This window comes from Massilia aurea (genome assembly GCF_040790145.1).
Taxonomy (GTDB): Bacteria; Pseudomonadota; Gammaproteobacteria; order Burkholderiales; family Burkholderiaceae_D; genus Telluria; species Telluria aurea_C.
On record NZ_JBFMMP010000004.1, the window covers coordinates 151,997 to 165,340 of the forward strand.

At 64.3% G+C, this 13,344-nt stretch carries 9 protein-coding genes; 4 read left to right on the forward strand and 5 right to left on the reverse strand.

What is annotated here, in order from left to right:
• The first annotated feature begins 161 nt into the window (after positions 1-161).
• The 3 genes from AB2N08_RS08885 to nhaA all read left to right on the forward strand — a co-directional run bounded on the left by AB2N08_RS08885 (position 162) and on the right by nhaA (position 4,311).
• The gene (locus AB2N08_RS08885) at positions 162-1,220 is read left to right on the forward strand and encodes a phytanoyl-CoA dioxygenase family protein (protein WP_367610277.1); all 1,059 of its coding nucleotides are present in this window, start codon (positions 162-164) and stop codon (positions 1,218-1,220) included.
• A 225-nt stretch (positions 1,221-1,445) separates the two neighbouring features.
• Positions 1,446-2,807, forward strand: coding sequence for a chloride channel protein (locus AB2N08_RS08890; protein ID WP_367610278.1), 1,362 nt, complete (start codon positions 1,446-1,448; stop codon positions 2,805-2,807).
• 301 nt (positions 2,808-3,108) lie between these two features.
• Entirely contained in the window at positions 3,109-4,311 is a 1,203-nt protein-coding gene (gene nhaA / locus AB2N08_RS08895; RefSeq protein ID WP_367610279.1) for a Na+/H+ antiporter NhaA, read from the forward strand.
• Here the strand turns inward: nhaA and rfbC are convergent.
• The 5 genes from rfbC to AB2N08_RS08920 form a co-directional block, all read right to left on the reverse strand.
• Positions 4,308-4,853 carry a dTDP-4-dehydrorhamnose 3,5-epimerase gene (gene rfbC / locus AB2N08_RS08900; RefSeq protein WP_367610280.1) on the reverse strand — a complete coding sequence of 182 codons (546 nt, stop codon included), beginning with the start codon at positions 4,851-4,853 and terminating at the stop codon, positions 4,308-4,310. The two genes, nhaA and rfbC, sit on opposite strands and share 4 nt — an antisense overlap.
• Positions 4,853-5,746, reverse strand: a complete 894-nt coding sequence (gene rfbA / locus AB2N08_RS08905; RefSeq protein ID WP_367610281.1) for a glucose-1-phosphate thymidylyltransferase RfbA — start codon at positions 5,744-5,746, stop codon at positions 4,853-4,855. Before rfbA ends, rfbC begins: the two co-directional genes overlap by 1 nt.
• Positions 5,743-6,648: a dTDP-4-dehydrorhamnose reductase gene (gene rfbD, locus AB2N08_RS08910; protein ID WP_367610282.1), complete on the reverse strand. Its 906-nt coding sequence runs from the start codon at positions 6,646-6,648 to the stop codon at positions 5,743-5,745. The genes rfbA and rfbD overlap by 4 nt, the downstream gene beginning before the upstream one ends.
• Positions 6,645-7,721, reverse strand: coding sequence for a dTDP-glucose 4,6-dehydratase (gene rfbB, locus AB2N08_RS08915; RefSeq protein WP_367610283.1), 1,077 nt, complete (start codon positions 7,719-7,721; stop codon positions 6,645-6,647). The genes rfbD and rfbB overlap by 4 nt, the downstream gene beginning before the upstream one ends.
• A gap of 235 nt (positions 7,722-7,956) precedes the next feature.
• A complete protein-coding gene (locus tag AB2N08_RS08920) occupies positions 7,957-10,164 on the reverse strand; it encodes a putative bifunctional diguanylate cyclase/phosphodiesterase (protein WP_367610284.1) in 2,208 nt (735 codons plus the stop codon).
• 365 nt (positions 10,165-10,529) lie between these two features.
• Here AB2N08_RS08920 and AB2N08_RS08925 point away from each other — a divergent pair, with 365 nt between their 5' ends.
• Entirely contained in the window at positions 10,530-13,337 is a 2,808-nt protein-coding gene (locus AB2N08_RS08925; RefSeq protein ID WP_367610285.1) for a type VI secretion system Vgr family protein, read from the forward strand.
• Positions 13,338-13,344: the final 7 nt, after the last annotated feature.

A 13,344-nucleotide genomic window follows, 5' to 3' on the forward strand; every position in this document is an offset into this window, starting at 1 on the left:
CTTAATGCTATCCACCCTTTACTGGCGGTTAGCCTAGTGGAAAATTCTAATTAGCGGAAAGGGTATATTACTACTCAAGGCTAAAATTTTTTCGACAAATAATTGGCGGCTGATACCTATCGAATTATCATGCAGTTGCAATCATGTAGCCATTGGTATCAATGTTAACTTCCGTCAAAAACTCGCTCCCCGGTGTTCCCTACATTGAACATCCCTTCTTCGCGCGCATCTTCGACGATACTATTGACCCACAAACCCGCCGCATCGCCTTCGAACTAGCGACCAAGGGCTACGCGGTGCTAGATTTCCCCGATCAAGACTTCGACTCAATGGCCGAGTCAATCAAGCAAAACCTCCACAGCCATTACGACTTTAAAGGCTGGCGCAATCACGGCCACCAAGCCGGCATCAGCCTGCGCGTGCAAGACGCCTGGGAGTTCAACGACAACGTAAAGCGCATCGCCTGCAACGAGAAGGTGCTTGCCCTGCTGTCCCAGCTCTACGGCCGTCAAGCCTGGCCGTTCCAGACGCTAAACTTCCCGGTCGGCACCCAGCAACACTTTCACACTGACTCGATCCACTTCAGCTCGAGCCCCGAGCGATTCATGTGCGGCGTGTGGGTCGCCATGGAAGATATCGATGACACCAACGGGCCGCTGATGTACTTCCCCGGCAGCCACCGCTGGCCCATCTATACGAACGAACATATCGGCAAGTGCATCGCGGAGCTGAAAGGTACGAAGTCGCAGGCAATCTACGAATCAATGTGGCGCGATCTGGTGGACGCTCACAACGCGCAGCCCGATTATTTCCATGCGAAGAAAGGGCAGGCGCTCATCTGGGCTGCCAATCTGATGCATGGCGGGACGAAGCAACTCGATCCTGCTCGCACCCGCTGGTCGCAAGTCACCCATTACTTCTTCGATGACTGTGCCTACTACACGCCGATGATGTCCGATCCGTTTTACGGCAGCATCGCATTCCGTACGCTCACCAACATCGTCACCGGCGAGAACGTTCCCAACCGTGTTGCAGGCCACGAGGTACCGGCGAGCTTCATCGAGGCGACAGCGCCAGGTAGCACCAACTGGCTTGAGGCGGAAGCCTTTGATCCCCAGCTGTACCTGCTTGCCAATCCGGATGTGGAGGCGGCTGGCGTCGATCCGACCCAGCACTACCTGCAGCATGGTATCCGCGAGAAGCGACGGCTGCGTCCCTGAGCGCATCCAGTGCGCGGTACGTGAGGATGAAAGAGACGGCAGCTGATGTCACTTGCTGTCGCTGGACTCTCAGCGACAGCGTGAACGCCGGCATGACCATCGGGTCGACCTTCGCAAGCTGCAGTCAGAGAGCTGGTTCGTCATCCAGCATCTCGCAATCGCGTACCGCTGCAAATACATTCCCACAAATCTATATAATACCGGTCTCGCCCCCACGAGCCCACCATGTCCCTCGACCCCTCTCCGCACGACGTCCGCTCCGCCTTCAAACGCGAACTCATCTCCCCCAATCTCTGGCGCACCCGCATCGTCGTCGTCGGCATGGCCTCCATCGCCGGCCTTGTCGTCGTCGCGTTCACCTGGTTGGCCGAGTCCGCATTTGAACAGTTCAAAGACATCGCCGCGCTGGCCTGGTGGGTTCCCTTGATCTGGACACCACTCCTGTGCGCCGCCATCGTCTGGGTCACCCGCCGCTTCGTGCGCGGCGCGGGCGGTTCCGGCATTCCGCAAGTGATGGCGGCCCTCGACCCTGGCCTCTCCGGCGGTCGGCGTCCCCTGCTGGTGTCGCTGAAAATCAGCTTCGCCAAGATCGGCCTGGCCTCGGCCGGCTTGCTGGGTGGCTTGTCCCTCGGTCGCGAAGGCCCCTCGGTCCAGATCGCCGCTGGCGTCATGCTGGCCGCCCGCCGCTGGCTGCCGCGCCGCAGCGGCATCAGCGCCCATTCCCTGCTGGTGGCCGGTGGCGCCGCCGGCATCGCGGCCGCATTCAACACCCCGCTGGCCGGCATCATGTTCGCCATCGAAGAATTGTCACGCGCGCCCGAGCAGCGCAACAGCGGCCTGATCGTCGCGGCGATCGTGCTGGCCGGCCTGATTGCCGTATCAGTGCATGGCAATGGCACGCACTTCGGCGTCATTCACGCGGGGCCGATCGGCTTGTCGTTGTTGTGGCCGGGGTTACTTGCCGCCGTGGTGTGCGGCTTTGCCGGTGGCTTGTTCGCCCGCCTGTTGATTGCCAGCCTGCGCGGCGTCTCGCCCGACCTGCCCAGCCGCTGGCGCGCCCGCTATCCGGTGCGCTTCGCGCTCGGCTGCGGCTTCCTGGTGGCGGTGATCGGTGTGCTCAGCGGCGGCGCCACCTACGGCAGCGGCAACGAGGCCACGCGCAGCCTGCTGGAAAACGAAGCCAACGTGCCTGCGGCGTTTGCGTTCTTCAAATTTGCCGCAACCTGGCTCACCGCCTGGTCGGGCGTGCCGGCCGGGATCTTCGCGCCGTCGTTGTCCATCGGCGCGGCGCTGGGCCAGAATATCGCCACGCTCACGGGTTATCCGTATGGCGCGGCGCTCATCGCGCTGGGCATGGTGGGCTTTCTGGCGGCTGCCACGCAGGCGCCGCTGACGGCCTTTATCATTGTCATGGAAATGGTCGATGGCCACAGCATGGTGCTGAGCCTGATGGCCTGCGCGGTCGTGGCCAGTACCGTCTCGCGCGTGCTTACGCCGCCCCTGTACAGCGCGCTGGCGACGATTCAGTTGCCGCCGCGGCCAGAGTACAAGGTGAACCTCGACAAGCCATCCGGCCGGCCGCAATAACGGGCAGTCCGCGCCGTCACGCGGGGCGGCGCGACAATTGATTACGCTATAATCCAGGCAGGGTGTTCATACCGCCAGGTATGACAGGATTTGCGCTGGTCGGGCCGCCACGCGGGCCACGACGCGACTACCATGCACCTGCATTTCTATCCAGCTTCACGCCAGGCACGCACTGCCCGTTTTCCAGTCGGCCGCCAATGCCGCGCCAAGACCTGCCCGCCTTTCACCGTCGCGCCACCAGCGGCGCCCTATTACACGAGGGGGTTGCCGAATGACGCCCAGACAATTTTGGAGAAAAACAATGCGCATTGAGAAGCGACTATCGAACTCGTTCAAGGAATTTGCCGCCTCCGGCAAGGCCGGTGGCTCGGTACTGATCCTGTGTACCATCCTGTCGCTGATTGTCGCCAACTCACCCTGGGGCGCACCATACCTGGCGTTCTGGCAAATCGACCTGGCCGGCCTGAGTGTCGAACTATGGATCAACGACGCGCTGATGGCGATCTTCTTCTTGCTGATTGGCCTCGAGCTGCAGCGCGAACTGAACAACGGCGAACTGTCCGACCTGCGCAACGCGCTGCTGCCGATCATCGCCGCGGCGGGCGGCGTGGCCGTGCCGGCGCTGATCCACTTCAGCCTCAATGGCGGCACGCCCAGCCAGCCGGGCATGGGCATTCCGATGGCCACCGACATCGCGTTCGCGCTGGGCGTGCTGGCCCTGCTGGGCAGCCGGGTGCCGGCGTCGCTCAAGATCTTCCTGACCGCGCTGGCGGTCATGGACGACCTCGCCGCCATCATCGTCATCGCCGTGTTCTATACCGCAGAGCTCAAGGTCGGCTACCTGGTCGGCGCGCTGGCCATGTTCGCTGCATTGTTTCTGATGAATCGGCGCCTGCGGGTGCTGGCGCTGTGGCCCTACCTGCTGGGCGGCGCGCTGATGTGGTTCCTGATGCTCAAGTCGGGCGTGCACGCCACGATCGCCGGCGTGCTGCTGGCGTTCACCATTCCGTACTCGCACAAGCAGGACGATGCCGATTCGCCGGCGCACAAGATGGAACACGTGCTGCATACGCCGGTCGCGTTCGTGATCCTGCCGATCTTTGCGCTGGCCAATACGGGCATCGTGATCGGCGCCGGCTGGGCCGGCGCGCTGCTGTCGTCGAACAGCATGGGCATCATCGCCGGGCTGGTCGCCGGCAAGCCGATCGGCATCTTCCTGTTCACCTTTGCCGCCGTGACGATCGGTGTGTGCCGCTTGCCACTTGACCTGGCGTGGCGTCACGTGATCGGCGCGGGCCTGCTCGGCGGGATCGGCTTTACCATGTCGATCTTCATCACCAACCTGGCCTTCGCCGGTCAGGCCGATGTGATCAACGCGGCGAAGATGGCGATTCTGCTGGCGTCGCTGACGGCCGGCATTCTCGGCTTTGTCTGGCTGAAGCTGTTCGGTGCGCCGGCCGCTGGCGACACCGATCCCGACACCATGGACTTCGACGCAAGTTAGTCGAACACCTCCGCCGTGGCGAACATCGTGCCCTTCTCGTCCTTGCCCGACACCGACGGCGCGGCGCTGATCGGCCAGGTGATTGCCAGGCTCGGATCGTTCCAGACGATGCAGCGCTCGTGCTCGGGCGCGTAGTAATCGGTGGTCTTGTACACAAACTCGGCCGTCTCGGACAGCACCACGAAACCGTGCGCGAAGCCTTCGGGCACCCACAGCTGGGCCTTGTTCTCGGCGCTCAGGATTTCACCGACCCACTGGCCGAACGTCGGCGACGAGCGGCGCAGGTCGACGGCCACGTCGTACACGCTGCCGGCCACCACGCGCACCAGCTTGCCCTGCGGCTGCTTGATCTGGTAGTGCAGGCCGCGCAGCACGTTGTTGGTCGATTTCGAGTGGTTGTCCTGGACGAACGCCACCTTGCGGCCAACCGCTTCTTCAAAGCGGGCCTGGTGGAAGCTCTCGTAGAAAAAGCCGCGTTCGTCGCCGAACACGCGCGGTTCGATCTTCAGGACATCAGGAATTGCCAGGCGAGTAATTTGCATCAAAATACCTTTTCGTTCAAAACACGGACCAGATACTGGCCATAACCGTTCTTGCGCAGCGGCGCCGCCAGTGCTTCGAGCTGGCCGGCATTGATCCAGCCCTTGCGGTACGCGATCTCTTCCGGGCAAGCCACTTTCAGGCCCTGGCGCTGTTCGATCGTCGCGATGAACTGGCCGGCGTCGAGCAGCGATTCGTGGGTGCCGGTATCGAGCCAGGCATAGCCGCGGCCCATGATCTCGACATTGAGCTTGCCGATGTCCATGTACATGCGGTTCAGGTCGGTGATCTCGAGCTCGCCGCGCGGCGACGGCTTGAGCGTGCGCGCCATGTGCGCCACGTTCTCGTCATAGAAATACAGGCCCGTCACCGCATAGTTCGAGCGCGGCTTGGCCGGCTTTTCTTCCAGGCTGATGGCCTTGCCGTCGTCGTTGAATTCCACCACGCCGTAGCGTTCGGGATCTTGCACGTGATAGGCGAAGACGCTGGCGCACTCGGTGCGGGCGTCGGCGCGCTCGAGCAGCTGGTTGAAATCGTGGCCGTAGAACAGGTTGTCACCCAGCACCAGCGCCGATGGCGAGTTGCCGATGAAATCTTCGCCGATGATGAAGGCCTGGGCCAGGCCGTCGGGCGATGCCTGCACCGCGTACGACAGGTTCAGGCCCCAGCGCGCGCCGTCGCCCAGCAGTTGCTGGAAGCGCGGCGTGTCTTGTGGCGTCGAGATGATCAGGATGTCGCGAATGCCGCCCAGCATCAGGGTGCTCAGCGGATAGTAGATCATCGGCTTGTCGAACACGGGCAGCAATTGCTTCGAGATCGCCAGCGTGGCCGGATGCAGGCGGGTGCCGCTGCCGCCGGCGAGGATGATGCCTTTACGCTTCGTGGGGTCGCTCATAGGTTTCCTTGTGCCGACAGTTCGGCGATCAATCGGTTGACGTGGTGACGCCAGTCGGGCAGCGTCAGGTCGAAGCTGGTACTGAACTTGCTGCAGTCGAGCCGCGAATTGGCGGGCCGCGCGGCCGGGGTCGGGAAGGCGCTGGCGGCGATCGGTTGCACGGCGTCCGGGCCGGCCTTGAGCACGGCGCCATGGCCCTGCGCCTGTGCCAGCACGTGTTGGGCATAGGCGTGCCAGGTGGTGCTGCCGGCGGCGGCCAGGTGGTACACGCCCGACAATACGCGCGCGTCTTCTCCCAGCACGTTGATGCGGTGCAGCGCCAGCGCGGTGACGTCGGCCAGCAGTTCGGCGCCGGTCGGCGCGCCATGCTGGTCGGCGACCACGTTCAGGGTCTCGCGCTCTTTGGCCAGGCGCAGCATCGTCTTGGCGAAGTTGCCGCCGCGCGGTGCGAACACCCAGCTGGTGCGCAGGATCAGGTGGCGCGCGCCACTGGCGGCAATGCGCTGCTCGCCGTCGTACTTGGTGCGGCCATAGACCGACAGCGGATTGACGGCGTCGGTTTCGACCCAGGCGCCCTCTTTCGTGCCGTCAAAAACGTAGTCGGTCGAATAGTGCACGAGCCAGGCGTTGGCGGCGACGGCTTCTTCGGCCAGCACGCCCGGCGAGACGGCATTGACGTTGTGCGCCATGGCGGCGTCGGTCTCGGCTTTGTCCACTGCCGTGTAGGCGGCGGCATTGACGATGACGTCTGGCGCAAACGCGCGCACGACGGCGCGCAGCGATTCGGGATCCGTAAAGTCGGCGTCGGCGCGGCCCACGGCGCGCAGTTCGCCGAGCGGCGCCAGCGCGCGTTGCAGCTCCCAGCCGACTTGCCCGTCCTTACCCAGTAGCAGGATCTTCATGCGGCGGCGTTTTCTGGCGTGTACTGGCGGCCAACCCATTCCTTGTAGGCGCCGCTGGTCACGTTGTTCACCCAGGCGCCGTTGGCCAGGTACCACTCGACGGTCTTGCGGATGCCGGTGTCGAACGTTTCGGCCGGGCGCCAGCCCAGTTCGCGCTCGAGCTTGCCGGCGTCGATCGCGTAGCGGCGGTCGTGGCCCGGGCGGTCTTTCACGAACGTCATCTGCGTGGCGTACGAGGCGCCGTCGGCGCGCGGTTGCAGTTCATCGAGGATCGCGCACAGCGTGCGCACGACGTCGATATTGGCTTTTTCGTTCCAGCCGCCCACGTTATAGGTTTCGGCCAGACGGCCGTCTTCCAGCACGCGGCGGATCGCGCTGCAATGGTCGGTGACATACAGCCAGTCGCGGATCTGCTGGCCGTCGCCGTAGATCGGCAGCGGTTTGCCGGCCAGCGCATTGTGGATCACGAGCGGGATCAGCTTTTCCGGGAAGTGATACGGGCCGTAGTTGTTCGAGCAGTTGGTCGTCAGGACCGGCAGGCCGTAGGTGTGGTGGTAGGCGCGCACCAGGTGATCCGAGGCCGCCTTGGTGGCCGAGTACGGGCTGTTCGGCTCGTAGCGGTGCTGTTCGGTGAAGGCCGGCGCGTCGCTCTCGAGCGTGCCATACACTTCGTCGGTCGACACGTGCAGGAAGCGGAAATCAGCCTTGGCTTGCTCGTCCAGGCCGTTCCAGTAGGCGCGCACGGCTTCGAGCAGGTTGAAGGTGCCGACGATATTGGTCTGGATGAACGCGCCCGGGCCTTCGATCGAGCGGTCGACGTGGCTTTCGGCTGCAAAGTTCAGCACGGCCCGCACCTTGTGCTCGGCCAGCAGGCGCGCCACCAGGGCGCCGTCGCCGATGTCGCCGCGCACGAAGTGGTGGCGGCTGTCGCCTTCCAGGCTCGCCAGGTTCTGAAGATTGCCCGCGTAGGTCAGTTTGTCGAGGTTGACGACTGGTTCGTCATGGTGTGCGAGCCAGTCGATGACGAAGTTCGAGCCAATAAAGCCCGCTCCGCCGGTCACGAGGATAGTCATGCCTGCAGTTCCTGGTAAAGGTATCGGTGGCTGCACGGCGCCTGGGCGCTGCGCGAACCTGAGAAATGTCGTGGACAAACGGCGCCAGGTTCGGTTGCGTGACGTGCCTCTCGCCCACTCTTGCTACTGTTCTATGATGACCAGATAGCAACAAGGTGACATACAAATACATTGTCCCTGCGGCGTAGATATTTTGTCAACGTCAACTGGCGTCATCCATAACGTTGAGGTAATACTAACATTTGCTAGGCTGACAGTGCGCATTTTTGTGCGAACGCAGCATTGTTTCGATGGCCTCAGGTTCAACCGGCCGGCTATAACAAAAGCCCTGCATCTGGTCACAGCCATGGGCGAGCAAAAACGCCAGCTGATCCGCCGTCTCCACGCCTTCGGCGATCACGTTGAGCTTCATCGAATGGGCCAGCCCGATCACCGCATCGACGATGGCGGCATCGTCGACGTCTTCGGTCAGGTCGCTGACGAACGAGCGGTCGATCTTGAGGCTGTGGATGGGGAAGCGTTTCAGGCTGGCCAGGCTCGAGTAGCCCGTGCCAAAATCGTCGATCGCCAGTTGCACGCCCATGGCGGCCAGGCGCGCCATCGTTTCGGTCGCTGCCGTCGGGTTCTGCATCAAGACGCTCTCGGTGATTTCCAGCGTCAGCGCGCGCGGGTCGCACCCGGTTTTCTCGAGCAGCGCGGCCACGCGCTGGGCCACGTCCTGGCCCAGGAACTGGCGCGCCGAGAGGTTCACGCTGACGCGCACCGGCGCCAGGCCATCCCGCTGCCAGGCCACTTGCTGGGCCATCGCGGTTTCCAGCACCCATTCGCCGATCGGCACGATCAGGCCGGTCTCTTCGGCCAGCGGAATGAAATCGGATGGCGGCACCATTGGCTTGCCCAGTGGCTGCCAGCGCAGCAGCGCTTCGACGCCGCCCAGGTGGCCACTGGCGATATCGACCACGGGCTGGTAGTGCAACACGAATTCCTGGCGCTGCAGCGCGCGTTGCAGCTCGCCTTCCATGCGCAGGTGCAGCGCGGTCTGCTCGCCCATGTCGGTCATGTAGAAACTGAAGCCGTTGCCGCCGCCACCCTTGGAGCCATACATCGCGCTGTCGGCGCATTTGAGCAGCGTGGCGCTGTCGGTGCCGTCGCGCGGGTACATGGCGATGCCGATCGAGCCGGTCGGGAAGACTTCCTGGCCGCACAGCAGCAGCGGCTGGAACAGGTTGTCGAGCAGCTTGCGGGCCACAAGCGACGCATCGTTCTCGCCCCCCAGCTCGGGCAGCACGACCACGAATTCGTCGCCGCCCTGGCGCGCCACGGTGTCGGTCTCGCGCAGCGTGCTTGCTAAACGGCGCGCGATCTCGACGATCAGCTGGTCGCCGGCGTCGTGCCCGAGCGTGTCGTTGACGTGCTTGAAACGGTCGAGGTCGATGAACATCACCGCCACCTGGGTGCCGGCGCGGTGCGCGTGGGCGATGGCGCGCTCGAGCCGGTCTTGCAGCAGCACCCGGTTCGGCAAGCCGGTCAGGGCGTCGTGGTTGATCATGCGCAGCAGCGCTTCTTCGGCGCTCTTGCGGCGCGAGATGTCTTCGATGACCGAAATAAAACGCTGGTTGCCGTAGGCGTCGCGCATGGTCGACACGCTGACGTTCACCCAGATCGGCGTGCCGTCGCGCCGCAGCAGGCGCCGCTCGCGCTGGTAGTCGCTGATCTCGCCGTCGCGCAGGCGTTTGACCAGGGTCAGCTCGTCCGGCAAATCGTCCACGTGGGTCAGTTGCTGGAAGAAACGTTGCAGCAGCTCGATTTCGCTGTAGCCCAGGATCTGCGCCATCTTGCTGTTGACGCGCAGCAGGCGCCCGTCCGGGCCCAGCAGCACGATGCCCACGGCCGCCTGGCTGAAGGTCAGGCGGAAGAATTCTTCGCTCTCTTGCAGGCGCAGGCGCGCCTTGCGGCGAAACGTGATGTCCTGGCCGATCAGCAGCAGCGTGCAGTCGTCGGCCTGCCCGGTGCGGCGGATATTGAATTCGAGGTGGCGCACGCCATCCGGGCGGCCTTCGAGCGAGACCAGCACGTGGTCTTGCGGCGTGCCGGTGGCCAGCGCTTCCGTGACCCGCGCGACCAGGCCGGCATCGGGCAGCCAATGCTCGAGCGGATGGCCGGCGCTGGCCGACTCTTCCGGCGCGCCGATCAGGTCGGCCATCATGCGGTTCATCGAACGCACGCGGCGCTCGGCGTCGATGACCAGCAAGCCCGCCGGCATGCCGTCGATGACCTGTTCGAGGTAGTTGCGGTTCTGGCCGAGCAGCGCGTGGGCGTCGCGCAGCGCATCGGCCTCGCTCGTCTCGCGGATGTCCCGGGCAGCCGTGCTCTCGGCAACGACAACGGCAGCAGCGGCGGCAGGGGATTGCGGGTCGGAGGGCACGGTAGTCTGGATCATCATGGGAAGGCCGGTGGCGATCCAACGTGTTCGAGAGGCATGGGATGTTGGATACGATAGTTGCATAATAGCAAACCCTGCGAGTGCAGGCGATGCCTGTCGATCCGCTGTTGTTATTTTGCGTTAGATTTCGCCGAGCACATGACGTGCTTCAAGATCGACGGCGATTGTCGCTGGCAGCGCACTATCGACAGCGAAATTGGAGCGAGAGTAATCCGGTTCAAACTCAACCGGAGTCTCCCATGCACCCTCGTTTCGCCTTCGCCAACTGCGCCAATGCGCAGCAAGAGCAATTGGTCACGGCCATGGACGCCGAACGCGCGATGGCGTTCACCACAGCGCCGCAACCTGGCCAGGAGTGAATCACCATGGCAATCCCTGCGACCACGCTCGCCGCCGCCCTGGCCCACTACCGGCTCGATACGCGCAACCGGCCCCTGCGCATGGTACTGGGCCAGCCCGGCGCCACGGGCGGCGACACACTGCTGCCGCAATGTGTCAGCGCCACCGAATCGGTGTGCGGCAGCCTCGAGCTGCAAATTCTATGTTTGTCCGAGAGTGCAACCCTGAGTCTGAAAGACTTCATTGGCGTGCCGTGCGAATTGCAGATCGTGACCGACCGGGGCGGCCTGCGCCGACTCTGCGGCATCGTCACGGTGGCAGCGTCCGGCCACAGCGATGGCGGGCTCGCGACCTACAAGCTCACTGTCCGCGACGCGCTGTCGGTCATGGACGCCGGGGCGAAAACCCGGGTGTTCCGTGACAAGAATGAACTGGAGATCATCGAACTGATTCTCAAGGAGTGGCAAAGAAACAATCGCGTGATCGGTTCGACCTTCGACTTCCAGATTGCCGGCAGCCTGTTCAACCGCCAGCTTCCGAAGCGCGCGTTCACGTTGCAGCTCGACGAATCCGACGCCGCCTTCATGCGTCGCCTGATGCAGCGGCGCGGCATCGCCTGGTTCTTCCAGCCGGGCATGGGCAGCAAGCAGGGCCAGGCGGGTGATATCGGTCATACGCTGGTGCTGTTCGATAACGTCAACCAACTGGCGTGCAATGCGGCCGGCACCATCCGGTTTCATCGCGACGCCGCGACCGAGGAGCGCGACGCGATCACGCTCTGGAACGCCGAGCGCACGCTGGTGCCCGGCCAGATGGCGCTCAACAGCTGGGATTACCTGAACCCGGCCAGTGGCAACCTGACGTCCATCTCTGCATCGCACGTCGATCAGGGCAGAAGCGGCAACGCCCTGGCCGCCACGCTGGAGCAACACCACATCACGGCGCCGCATCTGGGCGACAACCGGGACGATCTGCTGGCGATCAGCGACGCCAGGATGGCGCACCTGGAATTTGTCGCCAAGTGCTTCCATGGCGAAGGGGCGGTGCGCGACCTGGCCGTTGGCGAATGGTTCGGTTTGACGGGCCATCCCGAGATCGACACGCACCGGCTCGAGGAGCGCGAATTCGTCGTCACGGCGCAGCGCCTCTGCGCCACCAACAACCTGCCGGGCGACATCGGCGCGCATATCGACCAGCTGTTTGCGCGCAACGGCTGGGAGATCGCGCAACGTGGCGACACCGACCGACCGCTGCGCTACCGATCCAGTTTTACCTGCGTGCGGCGCGGCGTGCGGATCGTGCCGCCACCGCCGGTGATTCCCCAGCCGCAGTTGCAAAGCGCCATCGTCGTCGGGCCGAAGGACGAGTCTGTCTGGTGCGATCACCTGGGCCGCGTCAAGATTCGCTTCCCGGCGACCCGGACGCAGGATCACGCCCATGCCGATGGCGCCGGCGCCTCGAATTCGGATACCGATTCGGCGTGGGTGCGCGTCGCGTCCGGCTGGGCCGGCAACGGCCTGGGGGCGGGCGGTCAGTGTGGCGCGCGCCTGTTGCCGCCGGTGGGCGCCGAGGTGCTGGTGGCGTTCGCAGGTGGCGACCCCGACAAGCCCGTCATCATTTCACAGGTCTACAACCGCGGCGCCCCGCCACCCGAATTCCGGCGCGAAGACGGCCTGCCCGCCAACCGCTACCAGTCGGGCCTGCGCAGCAGCGAAATCCGTGGCCAGCGCGGCAATCAGCTGCGGCTTGACGACACGTCGGGCCAGATCAGCGCGCAGCTGGCGAGCGACCACGCATCGAGCGAACTGAATCTGGGCTTTCTGACTGAACCGCGCAAGAAAGGCAGCGCCAGCGCGCGCGGCGAAGGCGCCGAGCTGCGCACCGAAGAGGCGATCGCCTTGCACGCGGCGCGCGGCATCCTGCTCAGCGCCTGGAAGCTGCTCGGTGGTGGCGGCGACAAGGGTGCGCAGCTGGCCCGCGACGATTATCTGGTACTGCTGCGCGACTGCGGCGAGCTGTGCGCATCGCTGGGCAACTACGCCGCCGAGCACCACGGGCTGGCCATCGATACGGCCGAGCAAGAGGCGCTGCTGGCGCGCTTTACCGGATGGGAAGACGGCAGCAATACCAGGCCGCAGGCGGCGGCGCCAGGCGAAGCGGTGATCGCCGTGACGGCACCGGCGGGGATCGGCTTCGCCAGCGCGAAAGCGGTGGTCAGCTACGCCGGCACCAACGTCGACACGGTCGCGCAGCAGCATATGCAACTGACTGCGGGCCAGCGGTTCTCGGTCAATGCCGGCAAGGGGTTGTCGCTGTTCGCGCATCACGGCGGGCTGCATGCAATCGCCCACAACGGCAAGCTCCTGATGCAGAGCCAGCACGACGACACGGCCATCGAATCGGCAAAGAACATGCAGCTCACAGCGACCGAGGGCACGGTGACGGTGACCGGCAAGATCATCCTGCTGGTGGCGGCCGATGGCTCGTTCCTCAAGCTGGGCGACGGCCCCCCTGTGCTGGGCAGCAAGGCGCCTATACAGTTTCATGCGCCGGATTACACGTTCGACGGGCCGGAGTCGATGGCTGCGCAGTTACCTGATTTTGGTGCTGGCGGCGCGGACCAGAAGCTGGAACTGCGCTACCCGCGCGGCACGGTGGACGACGACGGTACCGAGCCGTTGGGCGCGCCGGTGCAAGACCTGAAGATGCGCGTCTCGCTCAGCGATGGCACGACTCTCGAGGGCGTCAGCGATGCGCAGGGAAAGTCCGAATTGCTGGCGCGCGATGCGATGCACATGGCCGAGATCGCGCTGTCGCGCGGCGGCGAACAATAAGCGGAGG

Coding starts and splice junctions, on each gene's coding strand:
- AB2N08_RS08920 (WP_367610284.1), bottom strand. CDS start 10,164: ATGATGATCCAGACTACCGTGCCCTCCGACCCGCAATCCCCTGCCGCC.
- rfbD (WP_367610282.1), bottom strand. CDS start 6,648: ATGAAGATCCTGCTACTGGGTAAGGACGGGCAAGTCGGCTGGGAGCTG.
- rfbB (WP_367610283.1), bottom strand. CDS start 7,721: ATGACTATCCTCGTGACCGGCGGAGCGGGCTTTATTGGCTCGAACTTC.
- rfbA (WP_367610281.1), bottom strand. CDS start 5,746: ATGAGCGACCCCACGAAGCGTAAAGGCATCATCCTCGCCGGCGGCAGC.
- AB2N08_RS08925 (WP_367610285.1), top strand. CDS start 10,530: ATGGCAATCCCTGCGACCACGCTCGCCGCCGCCCTGGCCCACTACCGG.
- rfbC (WP_367610280.1), bottom strand. CDS start 4,853: ATGCAAATTACTCGCCTGGCAATTCCTGATGTCCTGAAGATCGAACCG.
- AB2N08_RS08885 (WP_367610277.1), top strand. CDS start 162: ATGTTAACTTCCGTCAAAAACTCGCTCCCCGGTGTTCCCTACATTGAA.
- AB2N08_RS08890 (WP_367610278.1), top strand. CDS start 1,446: ATGTCCCTCGACCCCTCTCCGCACGACGTCCGCTCCGCCTTCAAACGC.
- nhaA (WP_367610279.1), top strand. CDS start 3,109: ATGCGCATTGAGAAGCGACTATCGAACTCGTTCAAGGAATTTGCCGCC.